Annotated in this window: 22 protein-coding genes; 9 read left to right on the top strand and 13 right to left on the bottom strand. The window is 58.9% G+C overall.

Going from position 1 to position 25196, the window contains the following annotated elements:
• Positions 1 to 58 precede the first annotated feature (58 nt).
• The gene (gene gltA, locus ACEN8R_RS03755; protein WP_018925105.1) at positions 59 to 1348 is read left to right on the top strand and encodes a citrate synthase; all 1290 of its coding nucleotides are present in this window, start codon (positions 59 to 61) and stop codon (positions 1346 to 1348) included.
• A gap of 385 nt (positions 1349 to 1733) precedes the next feature.
• Here gltA and ACEN8R_RS03750 read toward each other — a convergent pair whose 3' ends face one another.
• The 3 genes from ACEN8R_RS03750 to ACEN8R_RS03740 all read right to left on the bottom strand — a co-directional run bounded on the left by ACEN8R_RS03750 (position 1734) and on the right by ACEN8R_RS03740 (position 4748).
• Positions 1734 to 3392: a cation acetate symporter gene (locus tag ACEN8R_RS03750; protein ID WP_018925104.1), complete on the bottom strand. Its 1659-nt coding sequence runs from the start codon at positions 3390 to 3392 to the stop codon at positions 1734 to 1736.
• Positions 3389 to 3700 carry a DUF485 domain-containing protein gene (locus tag ACEN8R_RS03745; RefSeq protein ID WP_007939152.1) on the bottom strand — a complete coding sequence of 104 codons (312 nt, stop codon included), beginning with the start codon at positions 3698 to 3700 and terminating at the stop codon, positions 3389 to 3391. Before ACEN8R_RS03745 ends, ACEN8R_RS03750 begins: the two co-directional genes overlap by 4 nt.
• 196 nt (positions 3701 to 3896) lie before the next feature.
• On the bottom strand, positions 3897 to 4748 hold the full coding sequence (locus ACEN8R_RS03740; RefSeq protein ID WP_018925103.1) for a glycine betaine ABC transporter substrate-binding protein: 852 nt from the start codon (positions 4746 to 4748) through the stop codon (positions 3897 to 3899).
• A 285-nt stretch (positions 4749 to 5033) separates the two neighbouring features.
• Here ACEN8R_RS03740 and ACEN8R_RS03735 point away from each other — a divergent pair, with 285 nt between their 5' ends.
• On the top strand, positions 5034 to 6629 hold the full coding sequence (locus ACEN8R_RS03735) for a glycoside hydrolase family 17 protein (protein WP_495624579.1): 1596 nt from the start codon (positions 5034 to 5036) through the stop codon (positions 6627 to 6629).
• 94 nt (positions 6630 to 6723) lie between these two features.
• Here ACEN8R_RS03735 and ACEN8R_RS03730 read toward each other — a convergent pair whose 3' ends face one another.
• Positions 6724 to 7080, bottom strand: a complete 357-nt coding sequence (locus ACEN8R_RS03730) for a hypothetical protein (protein WP_018925100.1) — start codon at positions 7078 to 7080, stop codon at positions 6724 to 6726.
• Between the two features lie 221 nt (positions 7081 to 7301).
• Between ACEN8R_RS03730 and ACEN8R_RS03725 the strand changes: the two genes are divergently transcribed.
• Both ACEN8R_RS03725 and ACEN8R_RS03720 read left to right on the top strand, forming a co-directional pair.
• Positions 7302 to 8600 (top strand): serine protein kinase PrkA, encoded by a 1299-nt coding sequence (locus tag ACEN8R_RS03725; RefSeq protein WP_018925099.1) that lies wholly within the window; start codon positions 7302 to 7304, stop codon positions 8598 to 8600.
• Positions 8593 to 9381, top strand: coding sequence for an MlaA family lipoprotein (locus ACEN8R_RS03720; protein WP_018925098.1), 789 nt, complete (start codon positions 8593 to 8595; stop codon positions 9379 to 9381). Before ACEN8R_RS03725 ends, ACEN8R_RS03720 begins: the two co-directional genes overlap by 8 nt.
• An 85-nt stretch (positions 9382 to 9466) precedes the next feature.
• Here ACEN8R_RS03720 and ACEN8R_RS03715 read toward each other — a convergent pair whose 3' ends face one another.
• On the bottom strand, positions 9467 to 10381 hold the full coding sequence (locus tag ACEN8R_RS03715; RefSeq protein WP_018925097.1) for a DUF808 domain-containing protein: 915 nt from the start codon (positions 10379 to 10381) through the stop codon (positions 9467 to 9469).
• Positions 10382 to 10515: 134 nt separating this feature from the next.
• On the opposite strand from ACEN8R_RS03715, the gene ACEN8R_RS03710 reads away from it, so the two are divergent.
• Positions 10516 to 11121 carry a TetR/AcrR family transcriptional regulator gene (locus ACEN8R_RS03710; RefSeq protein ID WP_007939160.1) on the top strand — a complete coding sequence of 202 codons (606 nt, stop codon included), beginning with the start codon at positions 10516 to 10518 and terminating at the stop codon, positions 11119 to 11121.
• A 71-nt stretch (positions 11122 to 11192) separates the two neighbouring features.
• Here the strand turns inward: ACEN8R_RS03710 and ACEN8R_RS03705 are convergent, their stop codons facing one another.
• The 3 genes from ACEN8R_RS03705 to kynU form a co-directional block, all read right to left on the bottom strand.
• Positions 11193 to 12602: an amino acid permease gene (locus ACEN8R_RS03705; RefSeq protein ID WP_018925096.1), complete on the bottom strand. Its 1410-nt coding sequence runs from the start codon at positions 12600 to 12602 to the stop codon at positions 11193 to 11195.
• 74 nt (positions 12603 to 12676) lie between these two features.
• Positions 12677 to 13990: an OprD family porin gene (locus ACEN8R_RS03700; RefSeq protein ID WP_018925095.1), complete on the bottom strand. Its 1314-nt coding sequence runs from the start codon at positions 13988 to 13990 to the stop codon at positions 12677 to 12679.
• Positions 13991 to 14096: 106 nt separating this feature from the next.
• On the bottom strand, positions 14097 to 15347 hold the full coding sequence (gene kynU, locus ACEN8R_RS03695) for a kynureninase (RefSeq protein WP_018925094.1): 1251 nt from the start codon (positions 15345 to 15347) through the stop codon (positions 14097 to 14099).
• Between the two features lie 209 nt (positions 15348 to 15556).
• Here kynU and ACEN8R_RS03690 point away from each other — a divergent pair, with 209 nt between their 5' ends.
• The gene (locus tag ACEN8R_RS03690) at positions 15557 to 16030 is read left to right on the top strand and encodes an Lrp/AsnC family transcriptional regulator (protein ID WP_018925093.1); all 474 of its coding nucleotides are present in this window, start codon (positions 15557 to 15559) and stop codon (positions 16028 to 16030) included.
• Between the two features lie 228 nt (positions 16031 to 16258).
• On the opposite strand, the gene ACEN8R_RS03685 is transcribed toward ACEN8R_RS03690, so the two are convergent.
• The 5 genes from ACEN8R_RS03685 to ACEN8R_RS03665 all read right to left on the bottom strand — a co-directional run bounded on the left by ACEN8R_RS03685 (position 16259) and on the right by ACEN8R_RS03665 (position 20977).
• Entirely contained in the window at positions 16259 to 17272 is a 1014-nt protein-coding gene (locus tag ACEN8R_RS03685; RefSeq protein ID WP_081626490.1) for an AraC family transcriptional regulator, read from the bottom strand.
• A gap of 22 nt (positions 17273 to 17294) precedes the next feature.
• Entirely contained in the window at positions 17295 to 18698 is a 1404-nt protein-coding gene (locus ACEN8R_RS03680; RefSeq protein ID WP_018925091.1) for an amino acid permease, read from the bottom strand.
• 98 nt (positions 18699 to 18796) lie between these two features.
• A complete protein-coding gene (gene kynA / locus ACEN8R_RS03675; protein WP_018925090.1) occupies positions 18797 to 19651 on the bottom strand; it encodes a tryptophan 2,3-dioxygenase in 855 nt (284 codons plus the stop codon).
• Complete coding sequence (gene kynB, locus ACEN8R_RS03670; protein ID WP_026286331.1) at positions 19648 to 20313, bottom strand: arylformamidase; 666 nt, start codon at positions 20311 to 20313, stop codon at positions 19648 to 19650. Before kynB ends, kynA begins: the two co-directional genes overlap by 4 nt.
• Positions 20314 to 20536: 223 nt before the next feature.
• Entirely contained in the window at positions 20537 to 20977 is a 441-nt protein-coding gene (locus tag ACEN8R_RS03665) for a GlcG/HbpS family heme-binding protein (RefSeq protein ID WP_007939170.1), read from the bottom strand.
• Positions 20978 to 21243: 266 nt separating this feature from the next.
• Between ACEN8R_RS03665 and gcl the strand changes: the two genes are divergently transcribed.
• The 3 genes from gcl to ACEN8R_RS03650 all read left to right on the top strand — a co-directional run bounded on the left by gcl (position 21244) and on the right by ACEN8R_RS03650 (position 25089).
• Positions 21244 to 23019, top strand: a complete 1776-nt coding sequence (gene gcl / locus ACEN8R_RS03660; protein ID WP_018925088.1) for a glyoxylate carboligase — start codon at positions 21244 to 21246, stop codon at positions 23017 to 23019.
• A 167-nt stretch (positions 23020 to 23186) separates the two neighbouring features.
• Positions 23187 to 23969 carry a hydroxypyruvate isomerase gene (hyi, locus tag ACEN8R_RS03655; protein ID WP_018925087.1) on the top strand — a complete coding sequence of 261 codons (783 nt, stop codon included), beginning with the start codon at positions 23187 to 23189 and terminating at the stop codon, positions 23967 to 23969.
• A gap of 226 nt (positions 23970 to 24195) precedes the next feature.
• Positions 24196 to 25089, top strand: coding sequence for a 2-hydroxy-3-oxopropionate reductase (locus tag ACEN8R_RS03650; protein WP_018925086.1), 894 nt, complete (start codon positions 24196 to 24198; stop codon positions 25087 to 25089).
• Positions 25090 to 25196 lie beyond the last annotated feature (107 nt).

The following is a 25196-nucleotide window of genomic DNA, read 5'->3' as shown; positions in this document are numbered from 1 at the left end:
GGTGCGGGCCCTGCGTGGGGGGTCTGTCTGATGATTTCAAGCATAAATAGGAGGCCACATGGCTGACAAAAAAGCGCAGTTGATCATCGAGGGCGCAGCCCCCGTCGAGCTGCCCATTTTAACCGGCACCGTTGGTCCCGATGTTATCGACGTTCGGGGCCTGACGGCCACGGGCCGTTTCACCTTTGACCCTGGTTTCATGTCGACCGCCTCTTGCGAGTCGAAGATCACCTACATCGACGGCGACAACGGTATTCTGCTGCACCGCGGCTACCCGATCGAACAGCTGGCTGAAAAGTCGGACTATCTGGAAACCTGCTACCTGCTGCTCAACGGCGAACTGCCGACCGCAGAACAGAAGGCCCAGTTCGTCGGCACCGTGAAGAACCACACCATGGTCCACGAGCAGTTGAAGACCTTCTTCAACGGCTTCCGTCGCGACGCTCACCCGATGGCCGTCATGTGCGGTGTAGTTGGCGCCCTCTCGGCGTTCTACCACGACTCCCTCGACATCAATAACCCGCAGCATCGCGAAATTTCCGCGATCCGCCTGGTTGCCAAGATGCCGACCCTGGCTGCAATGGTTTACAAGTACTCCATGGGCCAACCCATGATGTACCCGCGCAACGACCTGTCGTACGCGGAAAACTTCCTGCACATGATGTTCAACACCCCGTGCGAGATCAAACCGATCAGCCCGGTACTCGCCAAGGCCATGGACCGGATCTTCATCCTCCATGCCGACCACGAACAGAACGCATCGACCTCCACCGTACGTCTGGCAGGTTCCTCGGGGGCCAACCCGTTCGCCTGTATCGCCGCCGGTATCGCTGCACTGTGGGGCCCTGCCCACGGCGGTGCGAACGAAGCCGTGTTGACCATGCTCGATGAAATTGGCGATGTCTCGAACATCGACAAGTACATCGCCAAGGCCAAAGACAAGAACGATCCGTTCAAACTGATGGGCTTCGGTCACCGGGTTTACAAAAACCGCGACCCACGCGCTACCGTCATGAAGCAGACCTGCGACGAAGTATTGAAGGAACTGGGCATCACCAACGATCCGCAACTCGAACTGGCCATGCGCCTGGAAGAGATCGCCCTGACCGACCCGTACTTCATCGAACGCTCGCTGTACCCGAACGTCGACTTCTACTCGGGGATCATCCTCAAGGCGATCGGCATTCCAACCAGTATGTTCACCGTGATCTTCGCCCTGGCGCGGACCGTCGGCTGGATCTCCCACTGGAAAGAAATGCTCTCCAGCCCGTACAAGATCGGCCGTCCGCGCCAGCTGTACACCGGCTACGAGTCGCGTGACATCACCCCGCTTGAAGACCGCAAATAAGACCTGTCTTGCGATAACGTCTTAAGTTGCACCGAGAACGGCCTCTATGTAGATAGAGGCCGTTTTTGTTTGTGCTCTTTGGTTGTGTATATATCCGTTTCTTCGGTAACGGCGGCTCGGCCTCCCGGAAACGTGCAGACAGATCAAAAGCCAAAGCAACGGCAAGATCAAAAGATCGCAGCTTTCGGCAGTTCCTACGGGAGGAATATATCCCCACGTCCGATCAGGCCGGCCGGTCGGCCGCCTCGCTTTGGCTTTTGCATATAGCCTTCGCGGGCAAGCCTCGCCCCTACAAAGGGCGATAACCGCCCATAAAAGCCCAATAAAAATGCCCCGATCTCTCGACCGGGGCATTCGTGTCAGCGCAGCTTATATATAAGAAGCCTTAGTGCGAAACCGCCCCACTCGCCCCCAACCCCGTCTGCGAACGGACAAACTGCGGGAAGAACAGCGCCCGCTCATTGTCAGCCGCAGCAGATTTGTCAGTGATCGAGAAGAACCAGATCCCGATAAAGGCAATGATCATCGAGAACAGCGCCGGGTATTCATACGGGAAGATCGCCTTCTCGTGACCCATGATCTGCACCCAGATGGTTGGCCCCAGCACCATCAAGCCAACAGCACTGACCAGCCCCAACCAACCGCCGATCATCGCACCGCGAGTCGTCAGTTTCTTCCAGTACATGGAAAGCAGCAGCACCGGGAAGTTACAGCTCGCCGCGATGGAGAACGCCAGGCCCACCATGAACGCGATGTTCTGCTTCTCGAACAGAATGCCCAGGCCGATCGCCAGCACCGCCAGGGCGATGGTGGTGATTTTCGAGACGCGGATTTCGTCCTTCTCGTTGGCCTTGCCCTTCTTGATCACGCTGGCATACAGGTCATGGGACACTGCCGAGGCACCGGCCAGGGTCAGGCCGGCCACCACCGCCAGAATGGTCGCGAACGCCACCGCCGAGATGAAGCCCAGGAACACACTGCCACCCACCGCGTTGGCCAAATGCACCGCCGCCATGTTGTTGCCGCCCAATAGCGCACCTGCCGCATCTTTAAAGGCCGGGTTGGTGCTGACCAGCAGGATCGCGCCGAAACCGATGATGAAGGTCAGGATGTAGAAGTAACCAATGAAGCCGGTCGCATACAGCACGCTTTTACGCGCTTCTTTCGCGTCACTCACGGTGAAGAAGCGCATCAGGATGTGCGGCAGGCCAGCGGTACCGAACATCAGTGCCAGGCCGAGGGAGAACGCCGAGATCGGGTCTTTCACCAGGCCGCCCGGGCTCATGATTGCTTCACCTTTGGCGTGAACCTTTATCGCCTCGGAGAACAGCGTGTTGAAGTCGAAGTTGACGTGCTTCATCACCATCAGCGCCATGAACGAGGCACCGGACAGCAACAGCACCGCCTTGATGATCTGCACCCAAGTAGTCGCCAGCATGCCGCCGAACAGCACGTACAGGCACATCAGGATACCGACCAGGATCACCGCAACGTGGTAGTCCAGGCCGAACAGCAGCTGAATCAGCTTGCCGGCACCGACCATTTGCGCGATCAGGTAGAACGCCACCACCACCAGCGAACCGCACGCCGACAGCGAGCGAATCTGGGTTTGCCCCAGGCGATAGGACGCCACGTCGGCAAAGGTGTACTTGCCCAGGTTACGCAGGCGTTCGGCGATCAGGAACAGAATGATCGGCCAGCCCACCAGGAAGCCGATCGAGTAGATCAGGCCGTCGTAGCCGGAGGTGAACACCAGGGCGGAGATACCCAGGAAGGACGCCGCGGACATGTAGTCACCGGCAATCGCCAGACCGTTCTGGAAACCGGTGATCTTGCCACCCGCCGCATAGTAGTCGGCGGCCGATTTGTTGCGCTTGGACGCCCAATAGGTGATGCACAAGGTTGCCCCGACGAATACCACGAACATCATGATCGCGGATACGTTGAGCGGTTGTTTCTGCACTGCACCTGTCAGGGCCTCAGCCGCCCAGGCGCCCGGTGCAAAGGCTGCGATGCTCAAGAGAGCGATTAGACGCCGGATCATTGCTGAGCCTCCTTGAGAATCGCATTGTTCAAGTCGTCGAATTCGCCGTTGGCGCGTCGTACGTAGATGCCAGTCAGGACAAAGGCCGAAACAATCAGCCCGACACCGATCGGAATGCCCCAGGTAATCGAAGACTCGGGGCTGATTTTTGCGCCCAGAATATGCGGCCCGTAAGCAATCAAAAGGATGAATCCTGAGTACAGCCCAAGCATGATCGCTGAAAGAATCCAGGCGAATCGTTCTCTCTTGCTAACCAGCTCCTTGAAGCGCGGGCTGTTTTGAATCGAGAGGTAAATGCTGTCGTTCATTGTTTTTATCCTCGCAGCACAGATTTTAGTTGGAACGTTATCCACTCTATGCGGCTGCCGGAGAGGTTCCAGACGACCTTAGTATTAGAACGACATGACGGCTTCTCCCCCGCCGAATTCCCACAGAAAGCAAAAAGCCCCTTGGCATTTAAGCCAAGGGGCCTTGGGAGGTGCTGACCAGACGCTTCAGCTCAAATCATTTGGTCCATTCGGCAACGCGATCCGGGTGTTTAGCCACCCAATCTTTCGCTGCCGCTTCAGGCTTGGCACCGTCCTGAATCGCCAACATGACCTGGCCGATTTCGTCTTTCGACGCCCACTGGAAGTTCTTCAGGAACTTCGCGACTTCAGGCGCTTTGGTTGCCAGTTCTTTGCTGCCGATGCTGTTCACGGTTTCAGCTGCACCGTAAACGCCTTTCGGGTCTTCCAGGAAGCGCAGTTTCCACTTGGCGAACATCCAGTGCGGCACCCAACCGGTGACGGCAATGGATTCGTTTTTCTTCTCGGCACGGGTCAGCTCGGCAATCATGCCGGCGCCGGAACTGGCCTTGAGGGTGTAATTGTCCAGACCGTAATCCTTGATGGCCTGATCGGTCTTGAGCATCACGCCTGAACCGGCGTCGATGCCGACGATACGGCCCTTGAAGCTCTCGTCGGTTTTCAGGTCCGCAATCGACTTGGCCTTGACGTACTCCGGCACGATCAGACCGATTTTCGCATCCTTGAAGTTCGGGCCGTAGTCGACGACCTGATCCTTGTTCTTCGCCCAGTATTCGCCGTGAGTCACAGGCAGCCACGCCGACAGCATGGCGTCGAGTTTGCCGGTGGCCACACCTTGCCACATGATCCCGGTGGCAACCGCTTGCAGTTTCACGTCATAACCGAGTTTCTGTTTGATCACTTCAGCAGCCACGTTGGTCGTGGCGACGCTGTCCGACCAGCCGTCCACATAACCGATCGTTACTGCCTTGCCTTCAGCGCTGGCTACGGTAGAACTGATTGCCAGCACCAAAGCGGCACCTGCGCCCAAGAGTCGTCGCATCTTCATCGTTACTTCCCCGAAAGTGCTGCACTCGACGGATGCCGAGTCGCTCAACGTATTTTTATGGTGCACAGCGCCCCCATCACGCCGACCGCAAACTCGCTCGATTATCAGTGGAGTACTGACGTGTCGATCATCAACCTGACGCCAACAGTGACCTGCTCTGCCAGCGACCTCAAGGCATCGAGAAACGACATCAGAAGGCCATTAATCGCGACCGCTAAAAATGCATAGGCCATCCCGCCTGAACTTTGCATGTCAAAACCAAGCAGCCCACCAAGCGTAGGCCAAATGCAGGTAACATGCCCGGCTTTGCTCCCAGACGGCCTGAACATGCCCGCGACATCACGCTTTCCTTTTTTGGCTTATCTTTTCGCTTGCCTGCTGGGGCTGTTTGCCCTCGGCGGCTTCTGGTACGGCCTCGGCAAACCGGTGATCCTGCCGGACGTGGCCAGCGCAACGCACAAGCTGCAATGCGCCTCCTACACCCCGTTCGACAAGGACCAATCGCCATTCGACGTGCCGTTCAAACTGCGCCCCGAGCGCATGGACGCCGACCTCGCGCTGCTGGCGACCCGTTTCGAATGCATCCGCACCTATTCCATGACCGGCCTCCAGGATCTGCCCGACCTGGCGCGCAAGCACGGCTTGAAGCTGATGATCGGCGCCTGGGTCAACAGCAACCCGGTGGACACCGCCAAGGAAGTCGACCTGCTGATCGCCTCGGCCAATGCCAACCCGGATGTGGTGACCTCGGTCATCGTCGGCAACGAAGCCCTGCTGCGCAAGGAAGTCACCGGCGCGCAACTGGCAACGCTGATCAATAAAGTCAAAAGCCGGATCAAGCAACCAGTGACCTACGCCGACGTCTGGGAGTTCTGGCTCAAACACCCGGAAGTCGCCCCGGCAGTGGATTTCCTGACCATCCATTTATTGCCGTACTGGGAAGACGATCCGTCGAACATCGATGCTGCGCTGCAACATGTGGCAGAAGTGCGCCAGGTGTTCGGCAACAAGTTCGCGCCCAAGGACGTGATGATTGGCGAAACCGGCTGGCCGAGCGAAGGTCGTCAGCGCGAAACGGCGCTGCCGAGCCGGGTCAATGAAGCCAAGTTCATCCGCAGCTTTGTGATCATGGCCGAGCAGCAAGGCTGGCATTACAACCTGATCGAGGCGTTCGACCAGCCCTGGAAACGCGCCAGCGAAGGGGCGGTGGGCGGTTATTGGGGACTGTTCGATGCCGATCGCCAGGACAAGGGCGTGCTCGCCGGGCCGGTCTCGAACGTGCCGTACTGGTCGCAATGGCTGGCGGTGGGTGGCTTGATCTTCATCGGCACGCTGATCCTCGGCGGTCGGGTTCGCAGCACCCGCGCAGCGTTGGTGCTGCCACTGCTCGGTGCCCTGGCGGCCTGCTCGATTGGCGCCTGGGGCGACCTGGCCCGCGTCACCACCCGATTTGCCAGTGAATGGTTGTGGGTAGCGTTGCTGACGGGGTTGAACCTGTTGGTGCTGGCCCATGCCGCGCTGACCTTGAGCGCCCGCACCGGTTGGCGTGGACGCGCCTTCAATGCACTGGAACGTCGAGCCGGCTGGTGGCTGGCAGCGACAGGTTTTGCCGCGGCGGTGATGATGCTGGAACTGGTGTTCGACCCGCGTTATCGCAGCTTCCCGAGTGTCGCCTTCATCCTGCCGGCGCTGGTGTACCTGTGCCGGCCGGTGAGAGTGCCTCGTCGGGAAATCGCCGTGCTGACCTTCATCATCGGCGCCGGCATTGCGCCGCAGCTGTTTCGTGAAGGTCTGCAGAATCAGCAGGCTTGGGGCTGGGCGCTGGTGAGTGTGTTGATGGTCGCGGCGTTGTGGCGCAGCTTGCGGGTTCGCAAAGGGTAATCAACACAGCAAGATCAAAAGATCGCAGCCTGCGGCAGCTCCTACAGGGAAACGCATATCCCCGTGTAGGAGCTGCCGCAGGCTGCGATCTTTTTTATGCCCGAACCAGACGCAAAGCAGCAATCACCACCGCAAACACCGCCAACGTGGTGGTGTACAACGCCAGCGCCGGAAACCCGAGCACCAGCGCCAGTACCGCCAGCCACCACCCTGCCCGCCCCGGCAGCACAAAACCGGTCACGGCTGCCGCCACTGCCGCCCAGCCCAACACCTTGAAATGAATCATCAAACCCAGGTTCGAGCGCACCAGGCATTCCCAGCGACTGGCCTCGTCAACGCAGATGCCGACCCATTGAGCATCCTCCATGAAGCCATAACGCGCGCCATAACTGGCGGCCAGCCACAATGGCAGAAGAACGAGCAGCAGAATCACGGGCAGACGGCGGGACATGAAGCACTCCAATAAACGAAATCGGTCGCCAGCTTAATCCCCCGCCCTTGGTAAGCAAATAACATCAATTAACTGTTCATGAAATAACTGCAAAGTGTATCGTCCCGCTACCGTTGCTCCGAAATCAGGCCTGTTTGCGGCCGATGCATGGCACTTTGGCCCAAATCCGATGGTCATAGCCTGCGAACTTCATCTGGCACCTTCCTCTAAGGGATCTAGTCATGCTCCGTTCCTTGCGCTTCGTCGCCCTGTTTGGCGGCTTGCTTTTAAGTGCGTCCGTACTGGCGGCCGATATTGACGCCGCCAGTTATGGCTACCCCCTGACCAACCCGTTCGAGGCGACCATCGCCACGACACCGCCCGACTTGCGCCCGGAATTGCCGCTGGATGAAGACATCAATCAGTCGGACCGCAGTGTCACGATGCGCCCGGAGCGTGAGTTCAATCTGCCGGACAACTTCTGGCCGGTGAAAAAACTCACCTATCGCATCGCCACGCAGGATCATGCCGCACCGTTGATCTTCCTGATCTCCGGCACCGGTGCACGCTATGACAGCACCCTCAACGAATACCTGAAAAAGCTCTATTACAAGGCCGGCTATCACGTGGTGCAGCTGTCGTCGCCCACCAGCTTCGACTTCATGAGCGCCGCCTCGCGCTTCGCCACCCCGGGCGTAACCAAGGAAGATGCCGAAGACATGTATCGGGTGATGCAGGCCGTGCGGGCGCAAAACCCGAAGCTGCCGGTCACCGATTATTTCCTGACCGGTTATAGCCTCGGCGCCCTGGATGCGGCTTTTGTTGCACACCTGGATGAAACCCGTCGCAGCTTCAACTTCAAGAAAGTCTTGCTGCTCAACCCGCCGGTCAACCTTTACACCTCGGTCACCAACCTGGACAAGCTGGTACAGACCGAGGTCAAGGGCATCAACAACACCACCACTTTCTATGAGCTGGTGCTGGGGAAACTGACCCGCTACTTCCAGCAAAAGGGCTACATCGACCTTAACGATGCCCTGCTCTACGACTTCCAGCAGTCCAAGCAACACCTGAGCAACGAGCAGATGGCAATGCTGATCGGCACTTCGTTCCGTTTCTCGGCGGCGGACATCGCCTTTACCTCGGACCTGATCAACCGTCGCGGCCTGATCACTCCACCGAAATTCCCGATCACCGAAGGCACAACCCTCACGCCGTTCCTTAAACGCGCGCTGCAGTGCGACTTCGACTGCTACATCACCGAGCAGGTCATCCCGATGTGGCGCGCCCGCACCGATGGTGGCAGCCTGCTGCAACTGATCGATCAGGTCAGCCTGTATGCACTGAAGGACTACCTGCACGACAGCCCGAAAATCGCCGTCATGCACAACGCCGACGACGTGATCCTCGGCCCTGGCGACCTGGGCTTTCTGCGCCGCACCTTTGGCGACCGTTTGACTGTTTATCCATTGGGCGGCCATTGCGGCAACCTCAACTATCGCGTCAACAGCGACGCCATGCTGGAGTTTTTCCGTGGCTAAATACCTCCTGCTGATCGCAGCGTTACTCTGTGCAGGCGTCGCCAATGCCGACAACAGCAAAGCCAACGCCCCAGTGGTGATCGATAAAGACGGCTTCAAGGAACCGCTGAGCAAACTCAAATTCAACCCGGGGCTGGACCAGCGCGAGTTCGAACGCTCATCGCTCAACGCACTGAACGTCTATGACCCGCTGGAAGAGTGGAACCGCCGCGTCTACCACTTCAACTACCGGTTCGACGAATGGGTGTTCCTGCCCGTGGTCAACGGCTATCGCTACGTCACCCCAAGTTTCCTGCGCACCGGCGTCAGCAACTTCTTCAACAACCTCGGTGATGTGCCGAACCTGGTGAACAGCCTGCTGCAATTCAAGGGGCAGCGCTCGCTGGACACCACCGCGCGCCTGCTGCTCAACACCACCATCGGTGTCGCCGGCCTGTGGGATCCGGCCACCGCCATGGGCCTGCCGCGCCGCAATGAAGACTTCGGCCAGACCCTGGGCTTCTATGGTGTACCGGGCGGCGCCTACCTGGTGCTGCCGATCCTCGGCCCGTCGAACCTGCGTGACACCGCAGGCCTGGCGGTCGACTACACCGGCGAATCGGCGATCAACTTCCTGAACGTGTCCGAAGTCAGTTCCAACCACCCGGAAATCTGGGTACTGCGCGGCATCGACAAGCGCTATCAGAACGGCTTCCGCTACGGGCAGATGAACACACCGTTCGAGTATGAAAAAGTGCGTTACGTGTATACCGAGGCGCGCAAGCTGCAGATCGCCGAGTAACTTCGTCGGCAACAAAAAAGGCCATTCGATTTGCGTCGAATGGCCTTTTTCATGCGCGGCGTATCAAACACCAGTTCCCAGAGCTTCAGGCTTTCACCGTTTTCCAGAGCTTGCCTACCGCCATTACCCCCACCAACACCGCCGCGCCCGCGACAATCCCGGCCACTGCATTGAGCAACGTCGGCACGATAAACCCGGCGCCACCAGACGCAGCGGTGACACTCTCGATCCAGTGATGAACCACCGGCACGCCATGGGTCAGAATCCCGCCGCCGACCAGAAACATCGCCGCCGTGCCGATCACCGACAGGCTTTTCATCATGTACGGCGCCGCGCGCAGAATCCCGTCGCCGATGCTTTTAGCCATCTGGCCCGGCTCCTGGGTCAGCCACAGGCCAAGGTCGTCGAGCTTGACGATGCCGGCTACCAGGCCATAGACGCCGATAGTCATGACGATGGCGATGCCCGAAAGCACGATCACTTGCTGGGTCAGCGAAGCGTCAGCCACAGTGCCCAGGGTGATGGCGATGATTTCTGCCGACAAAATGAAATCGGTACGAATCGCCCCTTTGATCTTGTCCTTCTCGAACGCCACCAGATCGACTGCCGGGTTGGCCACAGCCTCGACCAGCTCTGCGTGTTCAGCCTGATCTTCGGCTTTGCTGTGCAGAAATTTGTGGGCGAGTTTTTCGAAGCCTTCGAAGCACAGGTAAGCGCCACCGACCATCAGCAACGGTGTGACCAGCCACGGAATGAACGCACTGATGGCCAACGCCGACGGTACCAGGATCAGCTTGTTGAGAAACGAGCCCTTGGCGACCGCCCATACCACCGGGATTTCCCGTTCCGCACGCACGCCGGAAACCTGCTGGGCGTTGAGCGCCAGATCGTCGCCCAGTACACCGGCGGTCTTCTTCGCGGCCATTTTGGTCATCAACGCTACATCGTCCAGTACGGTGGCGATGTCGTCGATCAGCACCAGCAAACTGCTTCCTGCCATGAATCGGGTTTCCTTCTTGAATGAATGGTGCGCAGCATAACGCGACCCGAGGCCACACGGGGCATTCTTGAGCGTCGCGCGAGGCCGGTGCTACCATGCGCAACCGCCAGAACAGGCAAGGAACCCCTTGGTTTATGAGCACTATCCGCGAGCGCAACAAAGAACTGATCCTGCGTGCCGCCAGTGAAGAATTTGCCGACAAGGGCTTCGCTGCGACCAAAACCAGTGACATCGCGGCCAAGGCCGGGCTGCCCAAGCCTAACGTCTACTACTACTTCAAATCCAAGGAAAACCTCTACCGCGAGGTCCTGGAAAGCATCATCGAGCCTATCCTGCAAGCCTCGACGCCGTTCAACGCCGACGGCGTGCCCAGCGAAGTGCTCAGTGGCTACATCCGCTCGAAAATCCGCATCTCCCGCGACCTGCCCTTCGCCTCCAAGGTGTTTGCCAGCGAAATCATGCACGGCGCCCCGCATTTGAGCCCCGACCTGGTCGAGCAGCTCAACGGCCAGGCCAGGCACAACATCGACTGCATCCAGACCTGGATCGACCGCGGCCAGATCGCCCCGATCGACCCCAACCACCTGATGTTCAGCATCTGGGCCGCGACCCAGACCTACGCCGATTTCGACTGGCAGATTTCTGCAGTGACCGGCAAGGCCAAGCTGGATGAGGCTGATTATGAGGCGGCGGCACAGACGATTATCCGGTTGGTGCTCAAGGGGTGTGAGCCGGACTGATAGCGGCCCAGGATCAATGCCGACTCGGCAGTCCATGAAAACTGCCGGTCGGGATTGCGTGTTTGCGCCCTCTAAACCTTCGGCAGCGGATTCAACACCCCGGCTGCCTTGGGTTTTCTGAAGAAGATCCAGTAGACGATCGTGAGGATCAGCAGGAAAGGCACACCGAATACCAAGGTCATTTTGAAGGCATCGGTGAAGTAGGTGGTGATCATCACCGCGCCCATCAGCAGCAGCCCCAACAGCGTGGTGTACGGGAACAGGCGCATGCGGAAGGACAGTTTCCGTTCACCGTTGCGCTCGTGGTAGCGACGGAAACAGTAGTGGGTCAGGAAGATCATGAACCAGGTGAAGATCGCGCCGAACATCGAGATCGCCATCATCAAGGTGAAGGAGCTTTCCGGGTACAGCACATTGAGCAACGTTGCCAGGGCAATGCCGGAGCTCGACAGCAACAAGGCATTCAGCGGGATTCCGGTCTTGCTCAACACCCCCATGGACTTGGGTGCATAACCACCGCGGGACAGGCTGAACATCATGCGGGTGGTGATGTAGAGCTGACTGTTCATCGCCGACAACGCCGCAATCAGGATCACGAAATTCATCACGCCGGTTGCGCCGGGAATGCCGATGGTCTGCATGACGGTGACGAACGGGCTCTGCGCTTGACCGGCCTGGACCCACGGCACAATCGCCAGCATCAGGGCCAGGGTCAGCAGGTAGAACACCACCAGCCGCACGATGGTCGCACGAAAGGCCTTCTTCACCGCCCGCTCCGGGTCCTGCGCCTCGCCGGCGGCCACTGCGATCATTTCCACGCTCAGATAGCTGAAGATCGAGACGATCACCGCAATCCACATGCCTTGCAGACCATTGGGAAAGAAGCCGCCGTGGGCGGTGTAATTGTGCACGCCGTAATCCGCGTTGCCGGATCCGAACACCACATACACCGCGAGGATGATGAAGCCGACAATCGCACCGATCTTGATGGTCGAGAACCAGTACTCGAAGGTGCCAAAGGTTTTCACGCTGATGGCGTTGAGCACGATCAGCATGCTCGAGAACGAAACAATCCAGATCCATTCCGGCACGTTGGCGAACCAGTACTTCATGTACATCGCCACCGCCGTCACTTCCGTACCCACTGCCAGCACAATCGCCGCCCAATAGGCATAGCGCACCAGGAACCCGGCCAATGGGCTGACATAGAATTCGGCATAGGCGCCGAACGAGCCGGAGGTCGAATGGGCCACCGTCATTTCCGCCAGACAGCCCATCAACAGCAGGGTGATGATCGCGCCAATCGCATAGCTGAGCAGCACGCTCGGCCCGGCATAACCAATGGCGTAGGCACTGCCCATGAACAGCCCGGTGCCAATCGCACCGCCAATGGCGATCATGCTCATCTGACCCGAGGTGAGCTGGCGCCTGAGGCCCTGCTCACGCTTGGAGATGTTTTCAAAACCGGCGTTATCGGTCATTTTTCTTTCCTCTGAATATTGTCTTTCTTGAAGAGAGCAAATCGTTTGGGTTGCCGGTGGGGATCAGCCACGGATCAGAAAATATTCAGCGGATACTCGACGATCACCCGGACTTCGTTGTTGTCGGTGGTGTCCGCCCGGGCCACCTGGGCGGTGGAACGTATACTGGCCTGGCGCACACGTATCGACAGGTCCTTGGCCTTGCCCTCCTGCACCACGTAGCGCGCTTCAAGGTCGCGTTCCCAGCGCTTGCCGTCACTGCCGTAACGTCCATAGGCACCATTGGGGCCGCCGTCGTAGTGGCTGTCGTCGATATGGTCACCGCTCACATAGCGCGACATGAAGCTCAGGCCCGGAACGCCAAAGGGCGCCATGTCCAAGTCATAACGCAGCTGCCAGGAGCGTTCATTGGGCGCGTTGAAATCGAGGATCTGTACCGAGTTGGCAAGGAATACCGAGGTGCCCGGCTGCTGATCGAAGCCGAGATAATCGAACGGCTCATCGCCATCGACCCGTTGGTAGGCCAGGGTCAAGCGGTGTGCACCCACCTTGTAAGCGGCGGCCAGCGACCAAGTGGTGTTGTCGATCTTGCCGGCCAGGCGCTGGCCATAGTCGTTGGTGCGATAGAGGTTGAAATCCAGGTTCAGCGACTGGTTTTCGCTCAGGGCATAGCTGTAGTTGGCGTTGGCGTAGTACTGCCGCCAGATATCAGCGAACTGCGAACCGTACAGGCTGACGCTCAATTGATCGCTCAGGGCATAGCTGCCGCCCAGATAATCGACGCTGCGAGTCTCGACCCCGGCATACAGCGCCTTGAGGGCGCCATCGTCGTTGGTCGACGCACTGTCATTGCCCGAAGTGAAGTGCCCGGCATCGAGTTGCAGTCCTTTCAACTCGTTGCTGATCAGCTGGAAACCATTGGCGTAGGTGGTGAACAGGCGCGCCGAGCCGGTGCCGAACACCGGGTTGAGCGGTGTCAGATTGCCGTATTTGAGTTCGGTCTTCGAGATCCGCGCCTTGAGCGCGCCACCCGCTTCGGAATACTCATCCTCGGCGCGTCCATCGGAACCGACCGGCAACAAACCGGTGCCGGTACGCCCCCTGCCGCTGTCGAGCTTGAGACCCAACTGCGCGTAGGCGTCGACTCCGAAACCCACTGTGCCCTGGGTATAGCCTGAACGGTAATCGAGCATAAGTCCGTGCGCCCACTCCTCCCGATAGTTCTGGCCGCCCGGGTTGTTGAGGTTGTTGCGGTAGAAATAGAAATTGCGATGGGTCAGGGTCAGGCTGCTGTCTTCAACGAATCCATTGTCGGGTGCGGCATGGGCCACTTGGCCGAGACAGCTGGTAATGGCGAGCGGCAAGGCGGGCCAAAGGGACAGTTTCATTCTGCGTGTTCCTTATTATTGTGTTTTCACAGAAGTGCTTATCGGAGGCGACCGAAGCCCTGCTGCCGGGAAATTCGCGGCAGCAAGACAAAGGCGTCGGGGGGTATCAGGTGACGCTGTGGCGGATCTGGAATTGCTCTTGCGACCAGGTTTTCTGATCAAGTATTTCGCCGAGGATCTGCACCGCATCCCAGACCTCGGTGAAGCTGGTGTACAGCGGGGTGAAGCCGAACCGCATGATCCGCGGCTCGCGGTAGTCGCCGATCACGCCACGGGCGATCAAGGCCTGGATCACCGCATAACCTTGGGGATGTTCGAAACTGACATGGCTGCCACGTTTGGCGTGTTCGCGTGGAGTGACCAGGGTCAGCTCGTGAGCGGCGCAGCGCTGCTCGACCAACTGGATGAACAGGTCCGTCAGCGCCAGGGACTTGCTGCGCAGGCTGGCCATGTCGGTCTGGGCGAAGACATCCAGACCACACTCGATCATCGCCAATGAAGTGATGGGCTGGGTGCCGCACAAATAGCGGGCGATTCCGCTGCTCGGCTGGTAATGCGACTCCATGGCGAACTGCCGCGAATGACCGAACCAGCCGGACAGCGGTTGCGCCACCAGATCGCACAACTCAGGGGAAACCCAGACGAAAGCTTGCGAGCCCGGACCGCCATTGAGGTACTTGTAGGTGCAACCGATGGCGTAGTCGGCGCGCGCCTGATGCAGATCGACCGGCACCGCCCCGGCGGAATGCGCCAGGTCCCAGATGGCCAGCGCGCCGCATTCATGGGTCAGCGCGGTCAGGGCCTGCATGTCGTGCATGTAGCCAGTCTTGTAGTTGACGTGGGTGAGCATGACCACCGCGGTGTCCTGGTCAATCGCTTGCGCCAGCTTTTGCGGGCTGTCGACCAGACGCAGGCTGTAGCCCTGCTGCAGCATGTCCGCCAGACCTTCGGCGATATACAGGTCAGTCGGAAAGTTGCTGGTCTCGCTGACGATCACCCGCCGCGTCGGCGCCCGCATGGCCTGCACGCGCAGGGCGGCGCTGAGCACCTTGAACAGGTTGATCGAGGTGGTGTCGGTCACCACCACTTCGCCGTCACCGGCGCCAATCAGCCCCGCCAGTCGATTGCCCAGACGTTCAGGCAGGTCGCGCCAGCCGGCGCTGTTCCAACTGCGGATCAGGCCATTGCCCCATTCATCGGCGATCACGGCCTGAGCACGCGCCAGCGCTGCGACCGGGCGCGCGCCGAGGGAGTTGCCGTCGAGATAGATCACCCCTTCGGGGAGCGCAAACTGCTGACGCAGAGGGGCCAGAGCGTCCTGCGCATCAAGCGTCAGACAATCGTTTCTTGTAGTCATTGGGTGTCCTGCTTTTTGAAAGAAGTGCCGTCCGGGCAGATCGCGATAGTTGGGTGTGAGTGTCGTGTTTCAGGCGTTATTTGCGCCTTCACGGTGAGGAAATAATGAACGAAGCTTTAGAGAATTTTCGTGCAAAGTAAGCGGCCATCTAGTATTTATCTCGAAGAAAATTCGAATCCAACGCCAAATATCGCGGATTTATTCTAGTCATGACTCTCGACCCCACAGACCTGCGGATCCTGCACCTCTTGCAACGAGATGGCCGTATCAGCAACCACGAAATGGCAGAGAAAGTCGCACTGTCTCCGTCGGCCTGCTTGCGCCGTTTACGCTTGCTGGAAAGTGAAGGAATCATCACTGGCTATCGCGCGATGCTGAACGCAGAGAAGCTGGGAGTCGAACTGGAAGCCATCGTCCATGTGTCATTGCGACAGGACGTCGAGGACTGGCACGAGACCTTCATCAAGAAGGTCCAGTTGTGGCCGGAAGTGGTCACCGCCTACGTGATTACCGGGGCGAGCAACTATGTACTGCGGGTCCAGGCGCGTAACGTCAAGCACTTCTCCGACTTCATCGTCAACCACCTGAACCGCACGGCGGGGGTGACTGATATCCGCTCGGAAATCGTGTTGCAGAAAATCAAGGAGCGGGAGACGTTGCTTGATTTGGTGGTGCGTAAGTGAGCGCCAGTTAATGGATATCGATGATCAGGTGATCAATTGTGGCGAGGGAGCTTGCTCCCGCTGGAGCGCGAAGCGGTCCTGAAATTCGCAACCGAGGTTTGTCAGAGATCCCCCATCCGCAGGCTTTAGGGCTGCTTCGCAGCCCAGCGGGAGCAAGCTCCCTCGCCACAAATAGAGCTTCATCAGGCTGCTGTCGCAGATCTGATTCAATTCTGGACACCGGGATATTCAGACCCCGCGCATGCGCCGGGCTTCGTTACGCTGCAAGGTCATGCTGGGGGACTCGTCGAACAACTTGCGGTATTCGGCGGAAAAACGTCCCAGATGCGTAAAGCCCCAGCCCATGGCGATCGCGGAAATATTGCGCGCCGAGCCGTGTTCGAGGATTTCCTGGCGCACAGCGTTCAACCGGTATTTTTTCAGGTAGACCATCGGCGACAGGGCGAAGTACTTCTTGAACGCCTCGCACAGCTTGAAACGCGAGACCCCGGCCGCGACCTCGATATCCTCCAGGTGCAAGGCTTCGCGAGCATTGTCGTGAATGTATTGCTTGGCCCTGATCAGGTAGTGCGGCAGTTTCACGCCGAGCACGTTGCGCAATTCTTCGGAGTAGTTGTTCGGCTGGGCGAGGATCAAGCCTTTGATCAATGAGCTTTCGATGTCCCGAGTGAAGACCACCTGTTCGTACAGTTCATTGCTGCGTTCCAGCTCCGCGATGAAATAACGCGCCATGCGCCACCACGAGGCCGACGCGCCGTCCACCGCATCCATCACCGGCTCGAAACGCAGCGGCGTATCCAACGGTCGCTGCAGCATGCCCTCCAGCGACTCGCTCATGGCGACGCGGGTGATCACCACCTGAACTTTGCAGCAGTCGCCGGAGATCGCCAGCATCTGGTTCTCGTTCGGGGAAATGATCACCCCTTGATCGCGGTTGGATTTCGACACGCTGCCATTCTTGCTCAGCTCCTGCTCGCCCACCAAAGGCAAACTCAGGCTGTAACTGCTGAAGTGCTCGGCGTCTTCGATATCGATGGTGACATCGGTGCCGTACGAGAGCGTGCCCAGGGTCGTGGCCATCGACTTGAACACATTGGCGCTGTGATGAAAGCGGATCCGCTCGGGCGTCGAAGTCTGGAGGCGGTGCGGTCCGCAGATACCAGACATCCAGCTCCTTGCACCCTCAAGGTCATAGTGATCGATACGAATGTCGCGAAACTGCGGATCAGCGTTGCTACTCATCACGGCGCACCCACGGCAAAGGCTATTGAACTATCGGCAAGGCCCGATCCTTGGCCATACGCATCCGGTAAAAACCGAAGATGATCAACACCCACACCGGTATGGCGAAGACTGAAGCGCGTATCCCTGGAATCATCAGCATGACGCAGACAATCATGGCCATGAAGGCCAGGCACAAGTAATTGCTGTAAGGGAACCAGAACGCCTTGAAGCCCGGCACGATACCTTGCTGGCCCATGATTTTGCGAAATTTCAGGTGCGTCAGGCTGATCATCGCCCAGTTGATCATCAGCGATGCGACCACCAGCGCAAAGAGCAACTCAAGCGCTTCATGCGGGGCGAGGTAGTTAACCAGCACGGACAGCATGGTGATCAACGCAGATACGCCCAGCGCCAGTAGAGGCACGCCCTGCTTGTTCAGTTTCATCAGCGCCTTGGGTGCGTCGCCCTGTTCGGCCAGGCCATAGAGCATGCGGCTGTTGCAGTAGACGCCACTGTTATAGACAGAGAGTGCCGCGGTGAGCACCACGAAATTGAGGATGTGCGCTGCGGTGTCGCTGCCGATCAAGGAGAAGATCTGCACGAACGGGCTGCCGCTATAGGCATCGCCCGAAGCGCCCAGTGTCTGTAGCAGTTGATCCCACGGATACAGCGACAACAACACGGTGAGTGCGCCGACGTAGAAGATCAGCACGCGATAAACCACCTGGTTGATCGCCTTGGGAATCACCTTACCCGGCTCGCTGGCTTCAGCGGCGGTGATGCCGACCAGTTCCAGGCCGCCGAAGGAGAACATGATGAACGCCATGGACATCAGCAATCCGGTGGTGCCGTTGGGAAAGAAGCCGCCGTGACTCCACAGATTGCTGACCGAGGCCTGCGGGCCGCCTGTTCCGCTGAACAACATGTAGCAGCCCAGGACAATCATGCCAATGATCGCGACGACCTTGATGATTGCGAACCAGAACTCCATTTCGCCGAAGACTTTGACGTTCATCATATTGATCAAATTGACCAGGACGAAGAACACTGCCGCGCTGACCCAGGAGGGGACTTCCGGCCACCAGAACTGCACGTACTTGCCGACAGCCGTCAACTCGGCCATGCCCACCAGCACATACAGCACCCAGTAGTTCCAGCCGGACAGAAAGCCGGCATAGCCGCCCCAGTACTTGTGGGCAAAATGACTGAAGGAGCCGGCCACCGGTTCCTCGACAATCATCTCGCCCAGCTGGCGCATGATCAGAAAGGCGATGAAGCCGGCAATCGCATAGCCGAGGATCATCGACGGCCCGGCCGATTTGAGTACTCCGGCAGAGCCGAGAAACAACCCGGTCCCTATCGCTCCGCCCAATGCGATCAGCTGAATATGACGATTTTTCAGCCCTCGCTTGAGCTCGCCTTGCCTCAAGATTTCATCCGCCATCTGGTTACCTTTTAATTGTTATGGTCAGGCATGGTTTGAATGCGTCAATTTACTCAATTGCCGCTCGGTTTAAGCGTTCAAACATCATTCTCGGTAAATTAAAGAGTTGAGCGCACTCGCCACAACTCCGGGAACAACACGGTATCGAGCATCTTGCGCAGATAACCGACACCTTCTGTGCCACCGGTCCCTGGTTGAAAGCCGATGATCCGCTCGACCGTGGTCACATGCCGGAAGCGCCATTGACGGAACGAGTCCTCAAGGTCGATGAGTTTCTCCGCCAGCTGATAGAGATCCCAATAACGCGAAGGGTCAGTGTAGACCTCGCGCCAGGCGGCTTCGACCGACGCGTCATGCGCCGTCGGACTGCTCGGATCGCGCTCGAAACGCTGTGGGTCGATGGTCAAGCCTGCGCTGACCATCAAGCGAATCGCCTCGTCATACAGCGACGGTGTGGCGATCGCCTTTTCAAGCGCCTGCAACAGTTCCGGCCGATGCGCATGGGGGCGCAACAGGGTCGCGCTTTTGTTGCCCAGAATGAATTCGATCTCGCGGTACTGGAACGACTGAAAGCCCGATGACTGCCCCAGAAACGGCCGTATCGCGTGGTACTCGGTGGGTGTCATGGTGGCCAGCACCGTCCAGGCATGCACCAGTTGATCAAAAATCCGCGAGACCCGCGCCAGCATCTTGAACGCGGGCGGCAACTCTCCCTGTCGAATGTGTTCACGAGCGGCTTTGAGCTCGTGCAGCATCAGCTTCATCCACAGCTCTGACGTCTGATGCTGGATGATGAACAGCATCTCGTTATGGTCCGGAGATAACGGGTGCTGTGCGCTGAGAATGCGCCCCAGATCCAGGTAGTCGCCGTAGCTCATGGAGTCGGAAAAATTCAGCTCGGCGTTATGCCATTCTTCCGTCTGGTTTGCAGTTGAATAGGGGCATTGGCTCATTGAGTCGGCTCCTCAAGTTGCGGTTTATTCAGTGGACGCAAAATTGCCCTGACCGGACTGGCGTCCAGATGGGCAAAACGCAGCGGCAGCGCGATCAATTCATAGTCCCCTTCCGGGACGTCATCGAGCACGATGCCCTCGAGGATGGCCATGCCATGTCGGGCTACGGCATTGTGCGAATCCATGGTTTTGGATTGCTGAGGGTCCAGCGACGGCGTATCGATACCGATCAAGCGCACACCGAGGTTCGCCAGCAGGTCGACGGTTTCTTTGGCGACGGCGGTGAAATCCGGATCCCAGGCGCTCAATGGCGCTTGTTGCCAGGTGCGCAGCAGCACCCGTTCAGGCAGGTCTTGCAAGCGACCTTCAAGCTGCTCGGGGTGTACCAGCCGGCCGCTATTCAGGCAATGCAGCACACGGCAAGGCCCCATATAGACATCGAGCGATACATCGCCAATGGCCACTCCATCAGCGCTGTAATGCAGCGGCGCGTCGACATGGGCCCCCGTGTGAGGCGACAGGGTGATACGCCCGACATTCACCGGACACTCGGGTCCGAACGTCCAAACGCGCTCTTCCTGGAAAGGTGTGTCACCCGGCCAGGTAGGTGTAGCGGTGCTCAGAGGCGGGCTGATATCCCACCACGACAGTGTTGTTTTCATTGTAAAGCTCTCGGCATGTTCCGAGAGAATGATACGAGTGATACCTATGAATTTTCTTGCGAAAATATTCGGCAACAGCCAAATGTTTCGCACAAAATTCTAAAAATCCGGAATTTACCGGATGGAAATTTCAACGGAGAAAGCAGGCAGCTAAAAAGCTGTTTTCGTCCGCAAGGCACTTTCGCGAGCAAGCTCGCGAAAGCGGTAAATCAGGCGCCGAAGATCAACCAGCCACCCCCGCATCCGCCTTCAACCCCTGCCCCTCGATCGCGCGGATCGCACATTGCTCATCGACATCTGACAGATCACCGCTGATGCCCACCGCTCCCAACACAGTCCCGTCCTGATCCCGAACCAACACGCCGCCGGGTACCGGGACGACGCTGCCCTGCCCCAGACTATTCAGCGCGGCGAAGAAGGCCGGGCGTTGTTGGGCGTCCTGTGCCAGCAGGCGTGAGCCCTTGCCCAGGGCAATCGCGCCCCAGGCCTTGCCGATGGCGATCTGCGGACGCAGCAGGCTGGCTCCGTCTTCACGTTGCAGCGTTATCAGGTGCCCGCCGGCATCCAGTACTGCAACGGTCAATGGCGCGGCAGAGATCGCCCGCCCCGCGGTGATGGCCTGATCGGCCAGGTTGACTGCGACTTTCAAGGTTAAAGCGCTCATGGTGCCGTCCTCATTTTGTTATAGGGAAAGCCGTTGGATTGCTTTGTGTTGCGCAATCCGATGCAACAAATAGAACACAATGAATTATTTTTTTGTATACAATAATTTTCGAAAAGCGCGACATGCGACGAAAAGCCACAGTTATTCGGGCTTCCGACGAATGAAACAGCCGCTTGAGAAAATGGATTGACCTGCGCCGTCCGCCGTGAATACACTCTGCGCAAAGCCACTTGTATACAATTACAAAACGTAAGAGGCACAAAACCATGAGCAAAATGAGAGCAATCGAAGCCGCCGTTCTGGTGATGCGCCGCGAAGGGGTCGATACCGCTTTTGGCATCCCGGGCGCCGCGATCAACCCGCTGTACTCCGCCTTGCAGAAGGTCGGTGGCATCGATCACGTCCTCGCTCGCCACGTTGAAGGCGCCTCGCACATGGCCGAGGGTTACACCCGCACCAAGGCCGGCAACATCGGCGTGTGCATCGGCACATCGGGACCTGCCGGTACTGACATGGTCACCGGGCTCTACAGCGCTTCGGCCGACTCGATCCCGATCCTGTGCATCACCGGGCAAGCACCGCGGGCCCGTATGCACAAGGAAGACTTCCAGGCCGTCGACATCACCAGCATAGTCAAGCCGGTCACCAAGTGGGCGACCACGGTTCTGGAGCCGGGCCAGGTGCCTTACGCGTTCCAGAAAGCCTTCTATGAGATGCGTTCCGGCCGTCCGGGCCCAGTGCTGATCGACCTGCCGTTCGATGTGCAGATGGCCGAAATCGAATTCGACATCGACGCCTACCAACCGCTGCCATTGGCCAAGCCGAGCGCGACCCGCGTGCAGGTGGAAAAAGCCCTGGCCATGCTCGACCAGGCTGAACGCCCATTGCTGGTGGCCGGTGGCGGCATCATCAATGCCGACGCCAGCGAGTTGCTGGTGGAGTTCGCCGAGCTGACCGGTATTCCGGTCATCCCGACCCTGATGGGCTGGGGCACCATCCCGGACGATCACCCGTTGATGGTCGGCATGGTCGGGTTGCAAACCTCGCACCGCTATGGCAACGCCACGATGTTGAAGTCCGACGTGGTGCTGGGCGTCGGTAACCGCTGGGCCAACCGTCACACCGGTTCGGTCGACGTTTACACCGAAGGCCGCAAATTCATCCACGTCGACATCGAACCGACCCAGATCGGCCGCGTGTTCACCCCGGACCTGGGCATCGTGTCCGACGCCGCTGCCGCGTTGACCGTGTTCATCGAAGTCGCTCGCGAGTGGCAAGCCGCTGGCAAGCTGAAAAACCGCAGCGCCTGGCTGCAAGACTGTCAGCAGCGCAAAGCCAGCCTGCAGCGCAAGACTCACTTCGACAACGTGCCGGTCAAGCCGCAGCGCGTTTACGAAGAGATGAACCAGGTGTTCGGCAAGGACACCTGCTACGTCAGCACCATCGGTCTGTCGCAGATTGCCGGCGCGCAGTTCCTGCACGTCTACAAACCGCGTCACTGGATCAACTGCGGCCAGGCCGGCCCGTTGGGCTGGACCATTCCGGCCGCGCTCGGCGTGGTCAAGGCCGATCCGACCCGCAAGGTGGTGGCGCTCTCGGGCGACTACGACTTCCAGTTCATGATCGAAGAACTGGCGGTGGGCGCGCAGTTCAAGCTGCCGTACATCCACGTCGTGGTGAACAACTCGTACCTGGGGCTGATCCGTCAGGCGCAGCGTGGTTTCGACATGGACTACTGCGTGCAGCTGTCCTTCGACAACCTCAACGCTCCAGAGCTCAACGGCTACGGTGTCGACCATGTCGCGGTCGCCGAAGGCCTGGGTTGCAAGGCCCTGCGGGTATTCGAACCGGGCCAGATCCAGCCTGCCCTGCGCAAGGCTCAGGAGATGATCGAAGAGTTCAAGGTGCCGGTAATCGTCGAGATCATTCTGGAGCGCGTGACCAACATTTCCATGGGCACCGAGATCAACGCCGTCAACGAATTCGAAGACCTGGCGCTGGTCGGCAACGATGCGCCAACGGCGATTTCGTTGCTCGATTGATCCCCCCTGTGGTGAGCGAGTCTATGTGGCGAGGGAGCTTGCTCCCGCTCGGCTGCGAAGCAGTCGCAAAGTTTTTGGGGCCGCTTCGCGACCCAACGGGAGCAAGCTCCCTCGCCACACAGGCTTGCTTCCCACAGAGGGCCTACACACATTTACAGGAGACCACCATGCCGCGTTTCGCAGCCAACCTGTCCATGCTGTTCACCGAGCAGGATTTTCTTGCCCGTTTCGACGCTGCCGCCAAGGCCGGCTTCAGTGGTGTCGAATACCTGTTCCCCTATGACTTCAGCTCTGCCGAAATCAAGGCCAGGCTCGATGCCAACGGTCTGACCCAGGTGTTGTTCAACCTGCCGGCCGGTGACTGGGCCAAGGGCGAACGCGGTATCGCGTGCCTGCCGGATCGGGTCGAAGAGTTCCGCGCCGGTGTCGATCTGGCCATTGCCTACGCCCAAGTGCTGGGCAACACCCAGGTCAACTGCCTGGCCGGTATTCGTCCACAAGGCGTCGACGAGGCCACCGTGGAAAAAACCTTCGTCGCCAACCTCAAGTACGCGGCCGACAAGCTGCAAGCGGCAGGCATCAAGCTGGTGATGGAAGCGATCAACACCCGCGACATTCCGGGCTTCTACCTGAACAACACGGCGCAAGCCCTGTCGATTCGCGAACAGGTCGGCAGCGCCAACCTGTTCCTGCAATACGACATCTATCACATGCAAATCATGGAGGGCGACCTGGCCCGCACCATGGCCGCGCACCTGGACGAGATCAACCACGTGCAATTGGCAGACAACCCAGGGCGCAACGAACCGGGCACAGGTGAAATCAACTACCGCTTCCTGTTCGAACACCTGGACCGCATCGGTTATCAGGGTTGGGTCGGCTGTGAATACAAGCCGCTGACCACGACTGAAGCGGGCCTGGGCTGGTTGAAAACCCATAACGCGATCTGATGTTGAAACAGAACCATTGTGGCGAGGGGGCTTGTCGGAACGCCGCACCGCCCCGTTCGGCTGCGAAGCAGTCGTAAACCTGCGAGCAAGTTTTATCTGGCACACCACGGCGGTTGGTTTGGGGTCGCTTCGCAACCCAGCGGGAGCAAGCTCCCTCGCCACAGAATGTGGTCTACCTCCGCTACGCGCACATTATTTGGCGACACAAAAACAAGAGGATTTTCTCATGGCTAAAATCGGATTTATCGGCACCGGCATCATGGGCCACCCAATGGCGTTGAACCTGCAGAAAGCCGGTCACAGCCTGTTCCTGTCGGCGCACCACGACGCCGCCCCTGCCGATCTGCTGGCTGCTGGCGCCGTTGCGCTGGCCAACCCGAAAGAAGTCGCCCAGGAAGCCGAATTCATCATCGTCATGGTGCCGGATACCCCGCAGGTCGATGACGTGCTGTTCCGCGCCGACGGTGTTGCGGCGGGTGTCAGCAAGGGCAAAGTCGTGATCGACATGAGCTCGATCTCGCCGACCGCCACCAAAACCTTCGCCGCCAAAATCAACGAGAAAGGCGCGCAATACCTCGACGCACCGGTTTCCGGCGGTGAAGTCGGCGCCAAGGCTGCGACCCTGAGCATCATGGTCGGTGGTGAGGCCGATGCCTTCGAACGCGCCCTGCCGCTGTTCCAGGCCATGGGCAAGAACATCACCCTGGTCGGTGGCAACGGCGACGGGCAAACCGCGAAAGTGGCGAACCAGATCATCGTCGCGCTGAACATCCAGGCCGTGGCCGAAGCGCTGCTGTTCGCCTCGAAAAACGGTGCCGACCCAGCGAAAGTGCGTGAAGCGCTGATGGGTGGTTTCGCCTCGTCGAAGATCCTGGAAGTTCACGGCGAGCGCATGATCAAGGGCACCTTCGACCCGGGCTTCCGCATCAGCCTGCACCAGAAGGACCTGAACCTGGCCCTGGCCGGTGCGCGCGAGCTGAACATCAACCTGCCGAACACCGCCAATACCCAACAGGTGTTCAGCACCTGCGCGGCCATCGGTGGCAGCAACTGGGATCACTCGGCGCTGATCAAGGGCCTGGAACACATGGCGAATTTCTCGATTCGCGACAAGAAGTAAGCCCTGCCCCAAACCGCATCAAACCTGCAGGAGCGAGCCTGTGGCGAGGGGGCTTGCCCCCGTTTGAGTGCGTAGCACTCACAAGATCTTCAGTGCATCACAGATTT

The organism is Pseudomonas sp. Pseusp15 (assembly GCF_059492165.1).
The sequence above is the reverse complement of the archived record's forward strand: the minus strand, read 5'-3'. Positions and strand labels throughout refer to the sequence as shown.

Excerpts from the sequence above, each read along its gene's own strand:
- ACEN8R_RS03735 (WP_495624579.1), top strand. The coding sequence starts at position 5,034 with ATGCAGGTAACATGCCCGGCTTTGCTCCCAGACGGCCTGAACATGCCC.
- ACEN8R_RS03705 (WP_018925096.1), bottom strand. The coding sequence starts at position 12,602 with ATGACCGATAACGCCGGTTTTGAAAACATCTCCAAGCGTGAGCAGGGC.
- gcl (WP_018925088.1), top strand. The coding sequence starts at position 21,244 with ATGAGCAAAATGAGAGCAATCGAAGCCGCCGTTCTGGTGATGCGCCGC.
- ACEN8R_RS03710 (WP_007939160.1), top strand. The coding sequence starts at position 10,516 with ATGAGCACTATCCGCGAGCGCAACAAAGAACTGATCCTGCGTGCCGCC.
- ACEN8R_RS03665 (WP_007939170.1), bottom strand. The coding sequence starts at position 20,977 with ATGAGCGCTTTAACCTTGAAAGTCGCAGTCAACCTGGCCGATCAGGCC.
- ACEN8R_RS03730 (WP_018925100.1), bottom strand. The coding sequence starts at position 7,080 with ATGTCCCGCCGTCTGCCCGTGATTCTGCTGCTCGTTCTTCTGCCATTG.
- ACEN8R_RS03725 (WP_018925099.1), top strand. The coding sequence starts at position 7,302 with ATGCTCCGTTCCTTGCGCTTCGTCGCCCTGTTTGGCGGCTTGCTTTTA.
- hyi (WP_018925087.1), top strand. The coding sequence starts at position 23,187 with ATGCCGCGTTTCGCAGCCAACCTGTCCATGCTGTTCACCGAGCAGGAT.
- kynA (WP_018925090.1), bottom strand. The coding sequence starts at position 19,651 with ATGAGCCAATGCCCCTATTCAACTGCAAACCAGACGGAAGAATGGCAT.
- ACEN8R_RS03685 (WP_081626490.1), bottom strand. The coding sequence starts at position 17,272 with ATGAGTAGCAACGCTGATCCGCAGTTTCGCGACATTCGTATCGATCAC.
- ACEN8R_RS03750 (WP_018925104.1), bottom strand. The coding sequence starts at position 3,392 with ATGATCCGGCGTCTAATCGCTCTCTTGAGCATCGCAGCCTTTGCACCG.
- ACEN8R_RS03690 (WP_018925093.1), top strand. The coding sequence starts at position 15,557 with ATGACTCTCGACCCCACAGACCTGCGGATCCTGCACCTCTTGCAACGA.
- ACEN8R_RS03650 (WP_018925086.1), top strand. The coding sequence starts at position 24,196 with ATGGCTAAAATCGGATTTATCGGCACCGGCATCATGGGCCACCCAATG.
- ACEN8R_RS03715 (WP_018925097.1), bottom strand. The coding sequence starts at position 10,381 with ATGGCAGGAAGCAGTTTGCTGGTGCTGATCGACGACATCGCCACCGTA.
- ACEN8R_RS03745 (WP_007939152.1), bottom strand. The coding sequence starts at position 3,700 with ATGAACGACAGCATTTACCTCTCGATTCAAAACAGCCCGCGCTTCAAG.
- ACEN8R_RS03740 (WP_018925103.1), bottom strand. The coding sequence starts at position 4,748 with ATGAAGATGCGACGACTCTTGGGCGCAGGTGCCGCTTTGGTGCTGGCA.
- ACEN8R_RS03700 (WP_018925095.1), bottom strand. The coding sequence starts at position 13,990 with ATGAAACTGTCCCTTTGGCCCGCCTTGCCGCTCGCCATTACCAGCTGT.
- kynB (WP_026286331.1), bottom strand. The coding sequence starts at position 20,313 with ATGAAAACAACACTGTCGTGGTGGGATATCAGCCCGCCTCTGAGCACC.
- ACEN8R_RS03680 (WP_018925091.1), bottom strand. The coding sequence starts at position 18,698 with ATGGCGGATGAAATCTTGAGGCAAGGCGAGCTCAAGCGAGGGCTGAAA.
- kynU (WP_018925094.1), bottom strand. The coding sequence starts at position 15,347 with ATGACTACAAGAAACGATTGTCTGACGCTTGATGCGCAGGACGCTCTG.
- gltA (WP_018925105.1), top strand. The coding sequence starts at position 59 with ATGGCTGACAAAAAAGCGCAGTTGATCATCGAGGGCGCAGCCCCCGTC.